At 64.5% G+C, this 20170-nt stretch carries 12 protein-coding genes and 2 tRNA genes; 9 read left to right on the plus strand and 5 right to left on the minus strand.

What is annotated here, in order from left to right; translation table 11 throughout:
- The first annotated feature begins 56 nt into the window (after positions 1–56).
- The 5 genes from lon (at position 57) to ACP7B7_RS17135 (ending at position 5496) form a co-directional block, all read left to right on the plus strand.
- Positions 57–2468 carry an endopeptidase La gene (lon, locus tag ACP7B7_RS17115; RefSeq protein ID WP_308921014.1) on the plus strand — a complete coding sequence of 804 codons (2412 nt, stop codon included), beginning with the start codon at positions 57–59 and terminating at the stop codon, positions 2466–2468.
- 204 nt (positions 2469–2672) lie between these two features.
- Entirely contained in the window at positions 2673–2945 is a 273-nt protein-coding gene (locus ACP7B7_RS17120; RefSeq protein WP_065309571.1) for an HU family DNA-binding protein, read from the plus strand.
- Between the two features lie 111 nt (positions 2946–3056).
- Positions 3057–3133: transfer RNA gene (locus ACP7B7_RS17125), tRNA-Asp, on the plus strand.
- Between the two features lie 16 nt (positions 3134–3149).
- A tRNA-Asp gene (locus tag ACP7B7_RS17130) sits at positions 3150–3226 on the plus strand.
- 347 nt (positions 3227–3573) lie between these two features.
- Positions 3574–5496, plus strand: a complete 1923-nt coding sequence (locus ACP7B7_RS17135) for a SurA N-terminal domain-containing protein (RefSeq protein ID WP_308921015.1) — start codon at positions 3574–3576, stop codon at positions 5494–5496.
- Positions 5497–5589: 93 nt separating this feature from the next.
- On the opposite strand, the gene ACP7B7_RS17140 is transcribed toward ACP7B7_RS17135, so the two are convergent.
- Positions 5590–6165, minus strand: coding sequence for an arylesterase (locus ACP7B7_RS17140; RefSeq protein WP_308921016.1), 576 nt, complete (start codon positions 6163–6165; stop codon positions 5590–5592).
- Between the two features lie 220 nt (positions 6166–6385).
- On the opposite strand from ACP7B7_RS17140, the gene ACP7B7_RS17145 reads away from it, so the two are divergent.
- Complete coding sequence (locus ACP7B7_RS17145; protein WP_171899005.1) at positions 6386–7033, plus strand: ABC transporter ATP-binding protein; 648 nt, start codon at positions 6386–6388, stop codon at positions 7031–7033.
- A 117-nt stretch (positions 7034–7150) separates the two neighbouring features.
- Here ACP7B7_RS17145 and ACP7B7_RS17150 read toward each other — a convergent pair whose 3' ends face one another.
- Complete coding sequence (locus tag ACP7B7_RS17150; RefSeq protein ID WP_426077428.1) at positions 7151–8692, minus strand: NAD(P)H-hydrate dehydratase; 1542 nt, start codon at positions 8690–8692, stop codon at positions 7151–7153.
- Between the two features lie 126 nt (positions 8693–8818).
- On the opposite strand from ACP7B7_RS17150, the gene ACP7B7_RS17155 reads away from it, so the two are divergent.
- Positions 8819–12391 (plus strand): hydantoinase B/oxoprolinase family protein, encoded by a 3573-nt coding sequence (locus tag ACP7B7_RS17155; RefSeq protein WP_426077429.1) that lies wholly within the window; start codon positions 8819–8821, stop codon positions 12389–12391.
- On the opposite strand, the gene ACP7B7_RS17160 is transcribed toward ACP7B7_RS17155, so the two are convergent.
- Positions 12373–13302 (minus strand): AraC family transcriptional regulator, encoded by a 930-nt coding sequence (locus tag ACP7B7_RS17160; RefSeq protein ID WP_308921019.1) that lies wholly within the window; start codon positions 13300–13302, stop codon positions 12373–12375. The two genes, ACP7B7_RS17155 and ACP7B7_RS17160, sit on opposite strands and share 19 nt — an antisense overlap.
- A gap of 177 nt (positions 13303–13479) precedes the next feature.
- On the opposite strand from ACP7B7_RS17160, the gene ACP7B7_RS17165 reads away from it, so the two are divergent.
- Both ACP7B7_RS17165 and ACP7B7_RS17170 read left to right on the plus strand, forming a co-directional pair.
- On the plus strand, positions 13480–14532 hold the full coding sequence (locus ACP7B7_RS17165; RefSeq protein WP_308921020.1) for an NAD(P)-dependent alcohol dehydrogenase: 1053 nt from the start codon (positions 13480–13482) through the stop codon (positions 14530–14532).
- Between the two features lie 141 nt (positions 14533–14673).
- The gene (locus tag ACP7B7_RS17170; protein WP_426077430.1) at positions 14674–15975 is read left to right on the plus strand and encodes an HD-GYP domain-containing protein; all 1302 of its coding nucleotides are present in this window, start codon (positions 14674–14676) and stop codon (positions 15973–15975) included.
- A gap of 9 nt (positions 15976–15984) precedes the next feature.
- Here the strand turns inward: ACP7B7_RS17170 and ACP7B7_RS17175 are convergent, their stop codons facing one another.
- Both ACP7B7_RS17175 and ACP7B7_RS17180 read right to left on the minus strand, forming a co-directional pair.
- Positions 15985–16974, minus strand: coding sequence for an HD domain-containing phosphohydrolase (locus ACP7B7_RS17175; protein ID WP_308921022.1), 990 nt, complete (start codon positions 16972–16974; stop codon positions 15985–15987).
- A 3-nt stretch (positions 16975–16977) separates the two neighbouring features.
- A complete protein-coding gene (locus ACP7B7_RS17180) occupies positions 16978–20142 on the minus strand; it encodes an ATP-binding protein (RefSeq protein ID WP_426077431.1) in 3165 nt (1054 codons plus the stop codon).
- Between the last annotated feature and the right edge of the window lie 28 nt (positions 20143–20170).

Raw genomic sequence — 20170 nt, forward strand, 5'->3', positions numbered from 1 at the left:
CTTGTGTTTTGGCAGCGAGCGCCAACATCGTAAACACGCTTTCTATAAGGTACGCCATGACAACTTCCAAATTAACTGAGCAAACTCAACTGCCGTTATTGCCGTTGCGGGATGTCGTCGTTTTCCCGCATATGGTGATACCGCTGTTCGTTGGCCGTCCAAAGTCGATCAAGGCGCTGGAAGCTGCGATGGAGCAGGGCAAGAGCATCATGCTTGCCGCTCAAAAAGCAGCTGCGAAGGACGAACCATCGCCTTCGGACATCTATGAAATTGGCTGCGTCGCCAATATCCTGCAAATGCTCAAGCTGCCCGACGGCACCGTCAAGGTGCTGGTCGAAGGCGCACAGCGTGCCCGTATCAACCATATCAGCGATGCGCCCACGCACTTCATCGCCGACCTGACGCCGCTCGAATCCGAGCCGGGCGACGAGTCGGAAGTCGAAGCCATGCGCCGCGCGATCGTGCAGCAGTTCGACCAGTACGTCAAACTCAACAAGAAAATCCCGCCAGAAATCCTGGCGTCGCTGTCGGGCATCGACGATGCCGGCCGCCTGGCCGACACGGTCGCGGCCCACCTGCCGCTGAAGCTCGAACAGAAACAGGTCATCCTGGAAATTTTCAGCGTGGCCAAGCGCCTCGAACACCTGCTGGGCCAGCTCGAAGGCGAGCTCGACATCCTGCAAGTGGAAAAACGCATCCGTGGCCGCGTCAAGCGCCAGATGGAAAAGTCGCAGCGCGAGTACTACCTGAACGAACAGGTCAAGGCGATCCAGAAAGAACTGGGCGAGGGCGAAGATGGCGCCGACCTCGACGAGCTGGAGAAAAAAGTCGCTTCGGCCAAGATGCCGAAGGAAGCGCTCGACAAGGCCACCAACGAGCTGAAAAAGCTCAAGCTGATGTCGCCGATGTCGGCCGAAGCGACCGTCGTGCGCAACTATATCGACACCCTGGTCAACTTGCCGTGGAAGAAAAAATCCAAGGTCAACAATGACCTGGCGAATGCCGAAAAAGTACTCGAGGGCGATCACTATGGCCTGGACAAGGTCAAGGAACGCATCCTGGAATACCTCGCGGTGCAACAACGCGTCGACAAGCTGAAAGCGCCTATCCTGTGCTTCGTCGGTCCTCCGGGCGTCGGTAAAACCTCGCTGGGCCAGTCCATCGCCCGCGCCACGAACCGCAAGTTCGTGCGCATGGCGCTGGGCGGCGTGCGCGACGAAGCCGAGATCCGTGGCCATCGCCGCACCTACATCGGCTCGATGCCGGGCAAGATTTTGCAATCGCTGTCGAAAGTCGGCGTGCGCAATCCCTTGTTCCTGCTCGATGAAGTCGACAAGATGGGCGCCGATTTCCGTGGCGATCCGTCGTCGGCCCTGCTCGAGGTGCTGGACCCGGAACAGAACCACACGTTCTCCGACCATTACATCGAAGTCGATTTCGACTTGTCGGACGTGATGTTCGTGGCGACCTCGAACTCGTACAATATTCCGCCGGCCTTGCTCGACCGCATGGAAGTGATCCGTTTGTCCGGTTACACGGAAGACGAGAAAACCAGCATCGCCCAGCGTTACCTGCTGCCGAAACAGATCAAGAACAACGGTCTGAAAGAGGAAGAGATTTCGGTGGCCGAGTCGGCATTGCGCGACATCATCCGCTACTACACGCGGGAAGCCGGTGTCCGTTCGCTGGAACGCGAAGTGTCGAAGATCTGCCGCAAGGTGGTCAAGATGCTGCTGCTGAAAAAGTCGGACAAGAAGGTGATCGTCAACTCGAAGAACCTGGATAAATTCCTCGGTGTGCGCCGCTATGATTTTGGCGTGGCCGAGAAAGAAAACCAGGTGGGCCAGGTGGTGGGTCTGGCATGGACCGAAGTGGGCGGCGATCTGCTGACCATCGAAGCCGTGTCGATGCCGGGCAAGGGCGCGATCATCCGCACGGGCACCCTGGGTGACGTGATGAAGGAATCGATCGAAGCGGCCCGCACCGTCGTGCGCAGCCGTTCCGCGCGCCTCGGCATCAAGCCGGAAGCGTTCGAGAAGAGCGATATCCACATCCACGTGCCGGAAGGCGCGACGCCGAAGGACGGTCCGTCCGCAGGCGCCGCGATGACGGTGGCGATGGTGTCGGTGTTTACGGGCATCCCGGTGCGCGCCGACGTGGCGATGACGGGCGAGATCACCTTGCGCGGCGAAGTATTGCCGATCGGCGGCCTGAAAGAGAAGCTGCTGGCGGCCCATCGCGGCGGCATCAAGACGGTCCTGATACCCGAGCAGAACGTGAAAGACCTGGCCGATATTCCGGACAACGTCAAGAACAAGCTCGAGATCGTGCCGGTGCGCTGGATCGACAAAGTGCTGGAAATCGCCCTCGAACGCATGCCCGAAGCGCTGGCCGAAGTGCCTGCGGTGGAGCCTGTCGCTGCCGCGGCGGCCAAGCCTGACGCCACTGGCGAGGTAGTAAAACACTAACGTTTTACGGCCGTTTTACCCAAACAAGCGCTTTTAGAGCGCTTGTTTCATATTGAAACGTGAATTGCGGCCCCAAAGCGCTTGACACATATACAGTGCGGCTTGTTTAATACGGCTGCACATTTTTTTCGCCGCACCGCTGTAGCGCCAAAAGCGCCGCAACAGCGCGGTAAACGTTTTATACCTTTGTAATTGGGGATGCTAGTGAACAAGACTGAATTGATCGACCACATTGCTGAAACAGCTGACATTTCCAAAGCCGCCGCTGCGCGCGCACTCGACGCTGTTATCGGCGGCGTGACGGAAACCCTGAAAAACAACGACAGCGTGACACTCGTTGGTTTCGGCACTTTCTCGGTAAGCGAGCGTGCAGAACGCACCGGCCGCAATCCACGTACCAAGGAAGCGATCACCATCGAAGCGGCAAAAGTTCCAAAATTTAAAGCTGGTAAAGCTTTGAAGGATGCTGTAAACTAACGGACTTCGGTGAGGTGACAATCACCGAAAACATCTGGCGGCGCTTTCGGGTGCCGTAATTCAGCCCAGGTAACTGGCTGAAACAGATGCAAGTCGTACTGTGTATTTTTCGGAGTGGTAGTTCAGTTGGTTAGAATGCCGGCCTGTCACGTCGGAGGTCGCGGGTTCGAGTCCCGTCCGCTCCGCCAAAAAAATACGCTCTTAGGAGTGGTAGTTCAGTTGGTTAGAATACCGGCCTGTCACGTCGGGGGTCGCGGGTTCGAGTCCCGTCCGCTCCGCCAGAATATGAAGACCCGCGCTGCATGAATATGCAGCGCGGGTTTTTTGTTTTATGCGCCCGATTATCCTGATGCCGGCCGACGTAATTCCCTCGGCCTGTTTTTGATTATCAAATCCACCTTGTTTTAAATCTTGCTTAAGCCTGGACGGGTTTAATGCCGTGGCCGCCATGGCCGCTTGCGGGCCGGGCGCGCGCCCTGATTTACCCTTGCTATAGCGCTATGGGCATTGTAGAATCAGGAGGTAAAGGGGAAGTGGGCTTGTGTCCCGTCCATTCCGCCGAAGAAATCAAGGCGAACGCATGTTCGCCTTTTTTTATAGTGATCCACTCATCCCGAATTGGCTGACCATGTTTGAATTTATTCGTACCCATCGACGTTTGATGCAGTTTCTCCTGATGCTGGTCATCGTCCCGTCATTTGCACTGGTCGGTATCAGTGGTTATCAAAGCTTCGGCGACGGCGCGAACACCATCGCCAAGGTCGGCGACCAGGTCGTGACGCAGCAGCAATATGAAGAAGCGCAACGCCAGCAGATCGACCGCTACCGCCAGATGATGGGCGAGCAGTTCGACCAGAAAATGTTCGATACGCCGGAAGCGCGCCAGAGCATCCTTGACAACCTGATCGCCGAGCGCGCCGTGGCCGCCGAAGTCGGTCACAGCAAGCTGGTCATCAGCGACGCCGTGCTGCAGAAGGAAGTGCTGGAGATTCCTGGCCTGACCATGGCCGACGGTAAATTCGACCTGGAAAAATACAAGGCCATGCTGGCCGCCCAAGGCATGACGCCGCAGATGTACGACGCGCGCCGCCGCAGCGATCTGGCCCTGCAGCAACTGGCCGGCGCCGTGCAGAATACCGCATTTGCACCGAACACCGTGTCGAAGCGCTTGTCGGACATCACCTCGGAAGAGCGCGAAGTGCAGGAGTTGCTGTTGCCGGTGGCCCAGTTCGTGCCGGAAGTCAAAGTGACCGACGCCATGGTCAAGGATTTCTACGACAAGAACGGCAAGTTCTTCGAGATCCCTGAGCAGGCCAAGATCGAATACGTGGTGCTCGACGCCGCCGCCGTGGGCGACCAGGTCGACGTCAGCGACGCCGACGTGCAAAGCTACTACGACAAGAACCAGAAGGCCTACACCACCGCCGAAGCGCGCAACGCCAGCCATATTCTGGTGACCGTCAAGAAAGACGCATCCGCCGCCGACAAGGCCGCCGCCAAGGCCAAGGCCGAAGCCATCCTGGCCGAAGTGCGCAAGGCGCCGGCAACCTTTGCCGCCGTGGCCAAGGCCAAGTCGGAAGATCCGGCTTCGGCCGAACTGGGCGGCGACCTGGGTCCGGTCGTCAAGGACGCGCTGCCAAAACCGCTGGAAGAGGCCGCCTACAAGCTCAAGCAAGGCGACATCAGCGATGTCATCACCTCGGACTACGGCTACCACGTGCTGACCGTCACCAGCGTCAAGCCGCAGCACATCCAGACGCTGGACGAAGTGAAGGGTCAGATCACGGCCGACCTGCGCAAGCAATTCGCCGCGAAAAAATACTCGGAAATGGCCGAACAGTTCACCAACACCGTGTACGAGCAATCGGACAGCCTGAAACCGGTGGCCGACAAGCTGAAACTGAAAGTGGAAACCGTCGCCAACCTGTCGCGCACGCCGTCGCCAGCCCTGGGTACGGCGCCGTACAACAACGCCAAGTTCCTGACCGCCATCTTCTCGAACGATTCCCTGAAGGACAAGCGCAACACCGAAGCCGTATCCGTTGGCGCCAATACCCTGGTCGCCGGCCGCGTAGTGGAATTCAAGCCAGCCTCGAAACGCCCGTTGGCCGAAGTCGACGCCATGATCCGCCAGCGCGTGACCCTGGAAGAAGCGGCCAAGCTGGCCAAGAAAGCCGGCGAAACCAAATTGGCAGCGCTGAAAACCTCGGGTGACGCCACCGGTTTCGGCGCCGCGCAGTGGGTCTCGCGCAGCAAGCTCGACGGCGTGAACCGCGCCGCCATCGCGCAAGTGATGAAGGCCGACACCAGCAAGCTGCCAGCCTATGTGGGCGTGGAATTGCCGGCCCTGGGCTATGGCATCTACCGCGTCGGCAAGGTACAGCAGCCGGCCGAAGTGGACGCCGCGCGCCGCCAGCAAGAGAAAGACCAGATCGGCGGCATCCTGGCGCAACAGGAAATGTTCGACTACGTCGAGTACCTGAAACACAAGGCCAAGGTGAAGATCGTCAAACCGGTCACCGCCGCCGCCCCGGTCGCCGAAGCGCCGTAAGCTTCTTCCGCCGCAAAAAAATAGCCGCTTTCGAGCGGCTATTTTTTTATCTGACCAAACTGTCGGATTACGCCGCTGCGCGGCTAGTCCGACCTACCTTGCCCCCAATAAGGGCGACAACTGCGGCCATATATTTTTCAGAATGACCGGATGCGCCTGGGCGTTCGGATGCAGGCGGTCGGCCTGGAACCATTGCGGCTTGTCCATGATGCCTTCGAACATGAAGGGTACCAGCGGCGCTTTCCATTCTTTCGCCAGCTTGCCGTACACGCCGTAGAACTTGTCGGCATAATCGCGGCCGTAGTTGGGCGGCATGCGCATGCCGACCAGCACCACTTGCGCGCCGGTCTTCCTGGCCGCGTCGCCCATGGCGCGCAGGTTTGCTTCGGCGGCTGTCACGGGCAGGCCGCGCAGGCCGTCGTTGGCGCCCAGCTCGATCAGCACCACGTCGGGATTATGCTTGGCCAGCAGGGCCGGCAGGCGCGCGCGTCCGCCGCTGGTGGTCTCGCCGCTGATGCTGGCGTTGACGATGCGCGTGTCGTTCTTTTGCGCCTTCAGGCGTTGTTCCAGCAGCGCCACCCAGCCCGTGCCGCGCGCCAGGCCATATTCGGCCGACAGGCTATCGCCCAGCACCAGCAGCGTTTTTGGTGCAGAATAGGCGTTCGTCATGCTCGATACCAGCAGCAGGGCTGCCGCAGGAAGCAAGGACAGGGAGCGCCGCCGCGACTGGCTCGTATTTCCGGTACTTATTTGTTCACGAAATTTTTTAAGATAGATCAGCATGCCCGAATTCCCTAAAGCGACTTCCACCAATTTCATTCCCCAGGCAGCATCCGGCCATCAGCCGGCGCCCTCCGCAGCGAACCGTAGCGGCCAGCAAGCCATCGAAGTGGTGGGGCTGGCCAAGCGTGTACCCGATGCCGATGGTGAACTCACCATCCTGCATCAACTTGATTTTACCGTGCAAACGGCAGAGACGCTGGCCATCGTCGGCGCGTCGGGTTCCGGCAAGTCCACCTTGCTCGGTTTGCTGGCCGGCCTCGATACGCCCAGCGCCGGCAAGGTGATCCTCGACGGCACCGATATCTTCGCCCTGGACGAAGACGGCCGGGCCGGCTTTCGCAAGGAAAAACTCGGTTTCGTGTTCCAGTCGTTCCAGCTGCTGGCCCACCTGACTGCGCTGGAAAACGTGATGCTGCCGCTGGAACTACGCGGCGACCCGGACGCCAAGGAAAAAGCGCAGGCCATGCTGGGCCGGGTCAACCTGGGCAGCCGCTTGAAGCACTATCCGAAATATCTGTCCGGCGGCGAGCAGCAGCGCGTGGCGCTGGCGCGCGCCTTCGTGACCGAACCGCCACTGCTGTTTGCCGACGAACCGACCGGTAGCCTGGACGCCGCCACCGGCGAAGCCGTGATCCAGCTGATGTTCGAGCTGAACCGCGAACGGGGCTCGACCCTGGTGCTGGTCACGCACGACACCTCGATCGCGGCGCGCTGCGGGCGCACCATCACGATTGCGGCGGGGAGGTTGGTTTAATGACGTCCGTGGTGGTGTCGGGTTACGCGCTTGCGCGCTAACCCGACCTACCCGATCCACGATGCCTGGTGATCGTAGGTTGGATTAGCGCAGCGTAATCCAACACAACAATGCATATTATGCCGACAAGGCATTGATCAACTTGCGTATCGCGGGGATCAATTCGCCGGCCGTCAGGCCGATCGGCCCGGCGCCCGAGGCCACCAGCGCATCGGCCGCCGCGCCATGCAGCCACACGGCGCCCAGCGCCGCTTCCCATTCCGGCCAGCCCTGCGCCAGCAGGCTGCCGCACAGGCCCGCCAGCACGTCGCCGGTGCCGGCCGTTGCCAGCGCAGCGCTGCCGCTGGTGTTGACCACCACGCCGCCATCCTGGGCCGCAATCACCGTGCCCGAACCTTTTAATACGACGATCACGCCCAGTTGCGCCGCCAGTTGGCGGGCGGCGGCCAGGCGGTCGGCCTGCACTTCGGCCACCGTCATGTCGAGCAGGCGCGCCGCTTCCAGCGGATGCGGCGTCAGGATGGTGGCGCCGGCGCCGCTGCGCGTGGCCAGCGCCGATTGCAGTTCCGGTTCGGCCGCCATCAGGTTCAGCGCGTCGGCATCGAACAGCAGCGGGCTGTCGCTGTCGATGGCCCGCTGCAGCAGTTCCACGCTGTCGCTATCGCTACCCAAACCCGGGCCGGCCACCAGCGCGCTGAAGGCGATGCCGGCGAAATCCATGTCCTGCGCCCGCTTGCACATCAGTTCGGGCTGGCCGCTGTCATACGCCGGCGGCGTGCCTGCAAACGCGACATGCACGCGGCCCGCGCCCGCATGCAGGGCCGTGCGCGCCGACAGGATGGGCGCGCCCGCCATGCCGGTGGCGCCGCCGATCACGGCCACGCTGCCATGGCTGCCCTTGTGCGTGTTTTGCCGGCGCGGCCGCAGGTGGCGCGCGAACAGGTGCAGGCCATTCAATTGCGCGCCGGCCTGCGGCAGCAGGGCCGGCGCGATCGCCAGCGCCGCCACTTCCACCTCGCCCGCATGGTCGCGGCCATCGGCCGTGTGCAGGCCCGGCTTGTCGCCGATAAAAGTAATCGTGTGCGTGGCGCGGACAGCCACGCCATCGACGGCGCCCGTGTCGGCATGCAGGCCGCTGGGCACGTCGAGCGCCAGCACCGGGCAGCTTTGCTGGTTCACCAGTTGCGCCATCTCGCGGTACACGCCAGCGAGCGGGCGCGTGGCGCCGATGCCGAACAGGCCGTCGATGATCAGATTCCATGGCGCGGCATTGATGGCGGCGCTGGCCATGGTGGTGGCGCCATCGATAAAGCGGGTGGCGCTGTTGCGCGCGCGCGAGGCGGCCTGCTCGCGCTCGGGCGAGGTGGACGATGCCTCGGGCGCCAGCCACACCAGCACTTCGATGCCGGCGCCGGCCAGGTGGGCCGCCGCTTCCAGCGCGTCGCCGCCGTTGTTGCCGGGGCCGGCCAGCACCAGCACGCGCATGTGGGCCGCATCGCCGTCTTCCAGGTGGTTCAGTATTTTCAGGGCGGCACTGGCGGCGGCCTGGCCGGCGCGGGCCATCAGGGTGCCTTGCGGCAGGGCGGTTGCAGCGGCCGCTTCGATGGCGCGGATCTCGGCGATGCCGTAGAGCGGGGTGGCGGTGGCAAGCAGGGTCATGGGGCGTTTCCTCAGTCAATATGCGACCAACATAAGGCCGATGGACGCGCAATGCAAGGCGCACGCGTGCAAAACGCCGGGCAATCGAGCGGCTACAATAAGCATCTCACTTAGCGGAGGCACCATATGGACTGGCAATTCTGGATCGACCGTGGCGGCACCTTTACCGATATCGTGGCGCGCCGCCCCGATGGCAGCCTGGCCACGCACAAGCTGCTGTCCGAGCATCCGGGCCAGTACCGTGATGCCGCGCTGGCCGGCATCCGCCAGTTGATGGCCGTGGCGCCCGATGCGCCGTTGCCGGTGGACGAAATCGGCGCCATCAAGATGGGTACCACGGTGGCCACCAATGCGCTGCTCGAGCGCAAGGGCGAACCCACCGTGCTGGCCATCACGCGCGGCTTTCGCGACGCGCTGCGTATCGCCTACCAGAACCGCCCGAAACTGTTTGCGCGCCAGATCGTGCTGCCCGAACTGCTGTACCGCGAGGTGATCGAGATCGATGAGCGCATCGGCGCGCATGGCGAAGTGGTGCTGCGACTCGATGAGGCGGCCGCGCGCACGGCGCTGGCAGCGGCTCATGACCGTGGCCTGCGCTCGATCGCCATCGTGCTGATGCACGGCTACCGCCATCAGGCGCATGAAGCGGCGCTGGCGCGCATCGCGCGCGAGGTAGGCTTCACCCAGGTATCGGTATCGCACGAGGTGAGCCCGATGATGAAGCTGGTGGCGCGCGGCGATACCACCGTGGTCGACGCCTATCTGTCGCCGATCCTGCGCCGCTATGTCGACCAGCTGGCCGAAGAACTGCCCGGCGCGCACCTGCAATTCATGCAGTCGAACGGCGGCCTGACGGACGCGCGCGCCTTCCAGGGCAAGGACAGTATTTTGTCCGGCCCGGCCGGCGGCATCGTCGGCATGGTGCGCGCCAGCGCGCTGGCCGGTTTCGACAAGGTCATCGGCTTCGACATGGGCGGCACCTCGACCGATGTGTCGCATTACGCGGGCGAGTTCGAGCGCGTGTTCGAGACCCAGGTGGCCGGGGTGCGCATGCGCGCGCCGATGATGAGCATCCACACGGTGGCGGCCGGCGGCGGCTCCATCCTGCACTTCGACGGCGCGCGCTACCGCGTGGGTCCGGACAGCGCGGGCGCCGATCCGGGACCGGCCAGCTACCGGCGCGGCGGGCCGCTGGCGGTGACCGACTGCAACGTCATGCTGGGCAAGCTGCAGGCCGCGCATTTCCCGAAATTGTTCGGCCCGAATGCCGACGAGGCGCTGGACGTGGCCGGCGTGCGGGCCCAGTTCGAGGCGCTGGCGCGCACCGTGGGCAGCACGCCGGAAGACGTGGCGCAGGGCTGTATCGCAATTGCGGTCGGCAATATGGCCAATGCCATCAAGCAGATCTCGGTGCAGCGCGGCCATGACGTCACCGGCTATGCCCTCACCAGCTTTGGCGGCGCGGGCGGCCAGCACGCCTGCCTGGTGGCCGATGCGCTGGGCATGAAAACCGTCTTCATCCACCGCCTGGCCGGCGTGATGTCGGCCTATGGCATGGGCCTGGCCGACCAGAGCGCGATGCGCGAGCGGGCCATCGAAGAAAAACTGGGCGTGGACTTGCAGGCGCCGCTGGCGGACCTGGGCGCACAGGCGCGGGACGACCTGCTGCGCCAGGGCGTGGAGGCGTCGCGCATTACCTTGCTGCGGCGCGTGCACCTGCGCTACGAAGGCACGGATTCGGCGCTGGTGGTGCTGTTCGATAGCGATGCGGGCATGCAAGCCCAGTTCGAAACGGCCTATCAACAACGGTTTTCCTTCCTGATGCCGGCGCGCGCGCTGATCGTCGAAGCGATTTCCGTCGAAGCCATCGGCGCCTCGAACGCGCCGGCCGAAACAGCGCCCGCGTGGCCGGAACGGATTGGGCCGCTGGCGCCGATCGATACCGTGTCCATGTACTGCGATGGACAGTGGCGCGACAGCGGCCTGTATGCGTTTGATGCGCTGCGCCCCGCTGACGCCATCGACGGCCCGGCCATCATCACCGACGCCAACGCCACCACCGTGATCGAACCGGGCTGGCGCGCGCTGGTCTCCACGCAAGGCCACCTGGTGCTGCGGCGCGTGGCGGCCTTGCCGGCCCGGCAGGCGATCGGCACGCAGGCGGACCCGGTGATGCTGGAGATCTTCAATAACCTGTTCATGTCGATCGCCGAACAGATGGGTTTGCGGCTGCAGAACACGGCGCATTCCGTCAATATCAAGGAGCGGCTCGATTTCAGCTGCGCTATTTTCGACGCTGGCGGCAACCTGATCGCCAACGCGCCCCATATGCCGGTGCACCTGGGCTCGATGGGCGAGAGCATCCGCACCGTCATGACCCGCAATGCCGCCAAGATGCGGCCCGGCGACGTCTATATGCTGAACGATCCTTACCACGGCGGCACGCACTTGCCCGACGTGACGGTGATTTCGCCGGTGTTCGACCTGGCCGGCGTCACCATCCTGTTCTATGTCGGTTCGCGCGGCCACCATGCCGATATCGGCGGCACCACGCCCGGCTCGATGCCGCCGGACTCCACGCGCATCGAGGAAGAGGGCGTGCTGATCGATAATTTCAAGCTGGTCGACGGCGCCACCGGCCTGCTGCGCGAAGCGGAAACCCTGGCCCTGCTGGCAGGCGGCGCCTGGCCCGCGCGCAATGCGCGGCAGAACCTGGCCGACCTGCGCGCCCAGGTGGCGGCCAATCAAAAAGGGGCGGACGAACTGCACAAGATGGTGGCGCATTTCGGCCTGGAGGTGGTGCAAGCGTATATGGGCCATGTGCAGGACAATGCCGAGGAAGCGGTGCGCCGCGTGATCAAGACGCTGAAAGACGGCGCCTACACTTTGGCGTTCGATAACGGCGCGCAGATCCAGGTGGCGATCCGCGTCGATGCCGCCACCCGCAGCGCCACCATCGACTTTACCGGCACGTCCGCCCAGCTGCCGAACAACTTCAACGCGCCGTCGGCCGTCTGCATGGCGGCGGTGCTGTATGTGTTCCGCACCCTGGTCGACGACGAGATCCCGCTGAACGCCGGCTGTTTGAAACCACTCACCGTGATCATCCCGCCCGGCTCCATGCTCAAGCCGCAGTACCCGGCCTCGGTCGTCTCGGGCAATGTGGAAACCTCGACCTGCATCACCAATGCTCTGTATGGCGCACTGGGGGCGATGGCGGCGTCGCAGGGCACGATGAACAACTTCACCTTCGGTAACGACAAATACCAGTATTACGAGACGATTTCGGGCGGCTCGGGCGCCGGCCCCGGGTTTGACGGCACCAGCGTGGTACAGACGAACATGACCAATTCACGGCTGACGGACCCGGAAATCCTCGAATGGCGCTTTCCCGTGCGGTTGGACAGCTACGCCATCCGTGCAGGTTCGGGCGGCGCCGGGCGCTGGCAGGGCGGCAATGGCGGCGTGCGGCGCGTGCGTTTCCTGGAAGCGATGACGGCGGCCATCCTGTCCAACAACCGCGTGCATCCGCCGTTCGGCATGGCGGGCGGCGCGGCAGGCGCGCTGGGGCGCAATTATGTCGAGCGCGTCGACGGTTCCGTCGAGCACTTGCCGCATATCGGCAAGGCGCAGATGCGGCCGGGCGATGTGTTCGTGATCGAGACGCCCGGCGGTGGCGGCTACGGCATGCCCGAATAAGCCGGTTGCGCGCCCGTCAGCTGCGCGCGCAACCGCCCCACGTCGCGCATCGGCGCGCGGCCGAACTGGCGGCTGTATTCGCGGCTGAACTGCGATTCGCTGGCGTAGCCGACCCGGTAGCCGGCTGTGCCGGCGTCGATTTGTTCCACCAGCAGCAAGCGCCGCGCTTCCTGCAGGCGCAAGGTTTTCTGGTACTGCATCGGCGTCATGGCCGTAATTGCCTTGAAATGGTGGTGCAGTGACGACACGCTCATGTTGGCCACGCCAGCCAGTTGCTCGATGCGCAGCGGCTCGCAGTAATTATGCTGTATCCATTTGATGGCTTGCCCGACCTGGTGCGACTGGCTGCTGGCCAGGGACATATGGCGCAGCCGCGCGCCGACCGGCCCCTTGAGCAGGCGGTAGGTCAGTTCGCGCTGGATCAACGGTGCCAGCGCCGCGATATCGGATGGCTGATCCAGCAGGCGCACCAGGCGCAGCATGGCGTCGAGCAGGTCGCCCGGCACTTCGCTGACGGAAATACCGCGCGTGACCGGGATCTGGCGCGAGAAGGACGCGTCGTCGCGGGCCGTCAGCGCGGCCACGTCGGCGATATCGATGCCCAGCACCACGCACAGGTGCGGCGACTGCGCGCTCGCTTCGACCACGCGCGCCTGCACCGGCAGGTCGACCGACGTCAGCAGATACTGCATGCGGCTGTAGTGAAAGACCTCGCTGCCCAGTGTCACTTCTTTCGCGCCCTGGGCGATGATCGCCACGCTGGGGCGCGCCGCATGGCACAGCGAATCGGTCGGCGCGTCGCGGCGCTGAAAGGACAGGCTCTCGATCGCCGTGCCGTAATCACCGCTGCCGGGGGCATGGCGGCTGATCAGGGCGGCGATTTCATCTTGCGGTAACAGGATAGGTGTCATGGTGGCGCCAGTGTAGCAGGGCGGCGCTGCAAGCGCAGCGTGTTGCCGGCCACATTCGGACTATCGTGCAAAGTTCTTGCAGGATCGCGGTAACGTGCGCTGCCGTGCTGGTGCACACTGTGACCTGTCGCATGCACGCCATGCGTGATCCCCGCAACCAGACCACAGGAGTGTTCAATGACCACCACCGCCAAAGGCTACGCCGCACTGAGCCCGACCAGCAAACTGCAGCCATTCACGTTTGAACGCCGCGCCCCGCGCGAAGACGACGTCGCCATCTCGATCAAATACTGCGGCGTATGCCACTCCGATATCCACCAGGCCCGCGACGAATGGGGCGGCGCTGCGTTCCCGATGGTGCCCGGCCATGAAATCGCCGGCATCGTCACCGCCGTCGGCGCCAATGTCAGCAAGTTCAAGGTGGGCGACCATGTGGGTGTGGGCTGCTTCGTCGATTCCTGCACCACCTGCAAGACGCGCAATGTCGACCTGGAACAGTATATGCCCGGCCTGGTGCAGACCTATAACAGCGTCGAAGCGGACGGCAAGACGGCCACCCAGGGCGGCTATTCGGACAGCATCGTCGTCAAGGAAGGCTATGTATTGTCGATACCCGACAACCTGCCGCTGGACGCCGCCGCGCCGCTGCTGTGCGCCGGCATCACGCTGTATTCGCCGCTGAACCATTGGAAGGCCGGCCCCGGCAAGCAGGTGGCGATCCTGGGCATGGGCGGCCTGGGCCACATGGGCGTCAAGCTCGCCCACGCCATGGGCGCCGAGGTGACGGTGCTGAGCCAGACCCTGTCGAAGCGCGAAGACGGCCTGCGCCTGGGCGCATCGCATTACTACGCCACCAATGATGCCGAAACCTTTACCAGGCTGGCCGGCACCTTTGATCTGATCATCTGCACCGTCGGCGCGTCCATCGACTGGAACCAGTACATCAACCTGCTGAAAGTCGATGGCAGCATGGTCATCGTCGGCATTCCCGACGGCGCCGTGCCGCCGATCGGCGCCTTCGGCCTGGTCGGCGCGCGCCGTAGCCTGTCCGGCTCCATGATCGGCTCGATCAAGGAAACCCAGGAAATGCTGGATTTCTGCGGCAAGCACAATATCGTCTCCGATATCGAAGTGATCCGCATCCAGGATATCAATGAAGCGTTCCAGCGCGTGGTGAAAAGCGATGTGCGCTACCGCTTCGTGATCGACATGGCGTCGCTGGCGGAGTAAGCTGCAATTTGTTGTTGTCGCTGAAATATAATCAAATAATTCAATTATTCATAAATAATTGGTGAAATTGATTTTATTTGTTGTTATCGCCTGCTTGTCGTGACACAATTACTTGTGAGCATCGCATAAGGATAGCAAGCAATGAGTCAGGACAGCAGGCAGGCAGGGACAAACACGGGCAAGCCCGGTGCGATCAGGAAGATCGCCACCGGGCAGTTGCGCATGGGCATGTATGTCCACAAGCTGGTCGGTTCCTGGCTGACGACGCCATTCTGGCAAAGTTCCTTCCTCGTCGATTGTCAGCAGACGATCGACAAGATACGCGCCAGCGCCGTCACGGAGCTGTGGATCGATACCGGCAAGGGCTGCGACGTACAGGTGGTGTCGCCCGAACCGTGCGGCGCGCCCGCCGTCGCTGCGGCCATGTCCGCCGTGCCGGCGCCCGCGCCGGCTTTCCGTTTCGCCCCCGCCCCCCCCGCGCCCATGGCCCAGGAGCTCAAGCGGGCCGTCGCCCTGATCGATAAATCGAAGGTGGCGGTGCTGTCCATGTTCCAGGACGCGCGCATGGGCCGCGCGATCGACCTGGAGGGGGCTTTGCCGATGGTGGACGAGATCGCCGGCTCGGTGATCCGCAATGCCAGCGCGCTGATCGGCCTGGCGCGGCTGAAAACCGCCGACAACTATACCTATATGCACTCGGTGGCCGTGTGCGCGCTGATGATCGCGCTGGCGCGCCAGCTGGGCCTGGACGACGCCGTCACGCGCGAACTGGGACTGGCCGGACTGCTGCACGACGTGGGCAAGATGGTGCTGCCGATGGCCATCCTGAACAAGCCGGGCAAACTCACTGTCGAGGAGTTCGATATCGTCAAAGGCCACCCGGCGGCGGGCCACGCCATGCTGCTGGGCGCCGGCGGTATCGGCGCGGTCGCGCTGGATGTGTGTTTGCACCATCACGAAAAATTCGACGGCAGCGGTTATCCGCATGGCCTGCGCGGCGAAGAGATCAGCCTGCATGCCCGCATGGGCGCCATCTGCGACGTGTACGACGCCGTCACGTCGAACCGCCCGTACAAGGCGGGCTGGGGACCGGCCGAGTCGCTGCGCCGCATGGCCGAGTGGGGCCGGGCCGGGCATTTCGACGAAAAAGTGTTTGCCGCCTTTGTCAAATGCCTGGGCATTTATCCTGTCGGCACGCTGGTGCGCCTGCGCTCGGGCAGGCTGGGCGTGGTGGCCGAACAGCCGGCGAGCGGCTCGCTGCTGCTGCCAAAAGTGAAGGTATTTTTTTCCAGCAAATCGCAGACCTATATCGTGCCGCAGCTGCTGGACCTGGCCCAGCCTGGGGTCGCCGACCCCATCGTCTGCTGCGAGGAGGCCAGCTCATGGGGGCTGGTCGATATCGACCGTTTCTGGATCGGCGAAGGCTGTGGCGGCCGCGCCTGAGCCTGTCTCTCAGGCGTGGTGCGTGTCACTGAAGCGCGCCTGGATGTCCAGCAGGCGCGGCATGATCCCGATGAACAGCGAGGTCAGCACAGGATCGAAATGGCTGCCGGCGCCGCCCTGCAGGTGCGCGATGATGTCGTCGATGTTCCAGGCCGGCTTGTAGGGGCGACGCATGCTGAGCGCATCGAACACGTCCGCCAGTGCGACGATGCGTGCCGACTCCGGGATGTCCGCGCCCTCCAGGGCGCCCGGATAGCCGCTGCCGTCCCATCGTTCGTGGTGCCTCAGGGCCACTTCGGCCGCCAGCCGGAATACCGGCGCCTCGCTTTTGCTCAGGATGTCGTGGCCGACCTGGGGATGCGTCTTCATGATGATCGATTCGTCCGCGTCGAGCGGGCCCGGCTTGCGCAGGATCGCCTGCGGCACGCCCAGCTTGCCGGTGTCGTGCATGGGTGCGGCCAGTTCCAGCTGCGCGCAGCGCGCAGGTTCCCAGCCGGCGGCGCCTGCCAGCGCGGCGGCATAGGCTGCCATGCGCCAGATATGGGCGCCGGTATCGGTGTCGTTATAATGACCGGCATGGCCCAGCATCAGGATGGCCTCGCGGTAGCTGCGTTCCAGCGCGGTGGCGCGGACCAGCGACAGATGGGCCGCCACCCGGGCGCGCACCAGCGGCGCGAGCACGGGCTTGACGATGTAGTCGACGCCACCCGCCGCGAAGCCGGCCGTTTCCTGTTCCTCGCCGCAGTTGGCGGTGACGAAGATGACTTGCAGCGCCTGCGTCGGGTCGATCTGGCGCAGCTGCGTGCACAGAGCATAGCCGCTGATGTCCGGCAGGCCTATGTCGAGCAGCACCAGGGCCGGACGGTGCTTGAGCACGGCTGCAATGGCCTCGGCGCCATTGCGCGCGTACACCAGGCGGTAATCGCTGCCCAGTATGCTGCGCAGCAGGGCCAGGTTGGCCGGCTCGTCGTCGACAGCCAGAATGACGGGCAGGTTCATGGCTCACTCCTCGATGGATGAAGGGTGGCGCATGGACAGGCTGCGTGCCGCCGTTTCGGCGCCGCGGAAATCGAAACAGGACAGTGGCGCCGCAATCAGCTCGATGTCGCCGGCCGGCAACAGCAGGCGCAGTTGATCGAGCAGTGCTTCGGCCGGCGCCGGATCATCGGCGTCCAGTGCCGTGATCAGCCGTTCCAGCAGGGCCTGCGCACCGGTGCCGCAGGCCGCCGTGGCGCGCAAGGCGGCCGGGCTGTCCCGCAAGTAGGCCGCGATGGCGTCGACGGCGCGCGCCAGTTCCGCCGCCAGCGGCGCCAGCGAGCCGCGCGCTTCGGCGCCGCTGGCCAGCAGGCGTTCGGTTGCCTGCGCCGCGCGGTGCAATGCCGGCAGCGCCAGGTTGCCGGCGATACCGCTCAGCTTGTGCGCCAGCGCCAGCGCGGCGCCGGCTTCCCCGGCATCGAGGTAGCGGCCGATCAGGGCCGCGCTGCCGCCATGGGCGTCGCCGAAGCGCTCCAGGTGCTGCCGGTAAGGCGCCTCGTCGAGCCACAGCGCCAGGCCCTGCCGCAGGTCGAATGCGCGCTCGCGCCCGCCGTCCGTGGTGGCCGCCGGAATCACTGCCAGCGGCCGTGCGCTGTGCGCGCCGGACTGGCGCCGGTGCAGCCGCGCGATCAGCGCGATCGTGGCCGGCACATCGAATGGTTTGCCGATAAAGGCGGCCATGCCCGCCTGGAGCGCCGCTTCCTGCTGCGCCTTGAACGCGCCGGCCGTCAGTGCGATCACGGGCAAGCTGTCGAACTGCGCCATGCGCCGTAGCCGCCGGGTCGCCTCGATGCCATCCATGACCGGCATCTGCACATCCATCAGCACGATGTCGGCCAGGGCGGGATGGGCGCACAGCCAGTCCAGCGCCTGCTGGCCGTCATGGGCGAACACCGGCCGGGCGCCCTGATCGCGCAAGATCTGGCCGGCCACGTCGCGGTTGATCTCGCTGTCGTCCACCACCAGCACGCACACGTCCTGCAGCGCGCGTCGCGGCGGCTCATGGGCCGGCAATCCGGCCGGGCAGGGTGGGATGGCCGGCAGCAGCCGCAAGGCAATAGTGAAGGAAAATTCGCTGCCCACGCCCGCTTCGCTCTGCAACGCCAGTTCGCCCCCCATCAACTGCACCAGCTGGCGGCAGATGGTCAGCCCCAGCCCGGTGCCGCCGAAGCGCCGGGTGGTCGAATTGTCGGCCTGGGTGAAGGCCGAGAAGACCGCCTCGCGCATGTCGGTGGCGATGCCGATGCCGCTGTCGCGCACGCAAAAGCGCAGCCGCACCACGTCCCCCACGCAGCCCTCGACGGCGATACGCAGCTCGACCTGTCCGGTGGCGGTGAACTTGACCGCGTTGCCCGTCAGGTTGACCAGCACCTGTTCCAGCCGCAGCGCGTCGACCAGCAGCGCCAGCGGCTTGCCAGTGGCCGCCACGGCCATGCCGGAGGCAACTTTGTCGAGCACGTCGGCCAGGCAAAACGGCGCCTGCTCGATCTGCATGTGGCCCGCTTCGATCTTCGAGACATCGAGCACGTCGTTGACGATGGACAGCAGGGACTGGCCAGCGGCGCGGATCTTGCGGGTCATGGCTTGCGGTTCCGGTTCAAGCCGCGCCCTCTCGAGCAACCACGTCATGCCAAGGATGGCATTGAGCGGCGAGCGGATTTCGTGGCTCATGTTGGCAAGGAACTGCGCCTTGCCGCGATTGGCCGCTTCGGCGGCGTCGCGCGCCCGGGCCATGTCTTCCTCGGCGCGCTTTTGGGCCGAAATATCCTGGGCGAAGATCAGCGTCGCCGGACCATCGGCCAGCATCACCCGCGTGGTGGTCTTGAGCACGGGTACCGGCCGGCCCTGCTTGCCCAGGCCCAGCGCCTCGAACCGCTGTTCGCTGGGCGAATCGGCTTCGATCAGCGCTTCATGGCCAGCGAGCACGGCGCGCGACTCCGCCGCGATCATGGCGCGCCACGGCAGGCCGGCAAGATCATCCTCGGCGGCATAGCCGTGCAGCGCGCGGTAGCGCGGATTGGAGTAGATGAAATGGCCGCCGCGCAGGATGGCGATGGCCAGCGGCGCATCTTCGATCAGGGTGCGGAAGCGAGCCTCGCTGCCGGCGATGGCCAGCATGGCCTGGCGTTCCTCTTCCTGTCCGGCGCGCCAGCCGGCCAGATGGGCGCGGCGCCGCTGCATCCAGTACAGCACGGCGGCGGCGCATAGCGCCAGCAGGCCGGAGACCAGCAGGTAGGCACGGGCCTGCCCGCGCAGCGGTGCGGCGATGGCCGCTTCGTCACGGCTCAGGCCGATCACGATGGCGCGGTCCATATGCAGCGATGGCGGGCGGATTGTCTCGAGCGCCATCACGCGCTGTTCGCCGGTGAGGTAGACCTTGCCGCTGAGGATGTTCTGCCGCAGGGCGCTGTCGCGGTGACGCCGGAAAAACGTGCCGGGACGATCCAGGTTGGTGCCGTCGATGCCGGGCCTGCTCGGATAATTGAGCAGTTGCCGCCCATCGCCATGGGCCGCCACTGCCCAGACATCAGGGGCGTACATCGCCGTGCGAAATTTGGCGGTAAAGTACTTCGGATCGAGCGTGGCCAGCACCACGCCGCCGAAACCGCCGTCCTTGCGCGGCACCATGCGCGCCACAGAGATGATCAGGTCGCCACGGATCGAGCGGTAGGGCGCTGCCACGTACAGCGTGGCCGCATCCGGCGCACGCAGCATGGACTGGAAATAGGCGCGCTGCGAAAAATTCCTGCCGATCACGTCAGGCATGCTCGATGCGGTCGCCACGCCGTCGCGGTCGAGCACCACCAGCGCCCGCACGCCCGGCATGGCGCCGACCATCGCGTCGAGCCGTCGCGGCAGTTCCAGCGCCACCGCGGGACCGGGCGGTGCGCCGAGATAGTCGTGGATAATGCCGGCCAGCGCCGCATTGGTGGCTTGCAGATCCGTTTCGATGTTGTTGGCCAGCAATGCGGCCAGTACGCGCAGCCGCTCATGCTCCGTTTCCTGCTGGCGCGCGCTTTCGGCCAGGTGGGAGAACGCCAGGCCGCTGCCGGCCAGCAGCAGCACGGCCCCGAGCGCCAACCACTCGGCAAGGTGGCGGCGCAGTGTCGTTGGGTCGGTTTTTTTGGCCATGCCACGATGCTATACCGTGCCCTTCCTA

Source organism: Janthinobacterium sp. PSPC3-1 (assembly GCF_049896105.1).
Classification (GTDB): domain Bacteria; phylum Pseudomonadota; class Gammaproteobacteria; order Burkholderiales; family Burkholderiaceae_D; genus Janthinobacterium.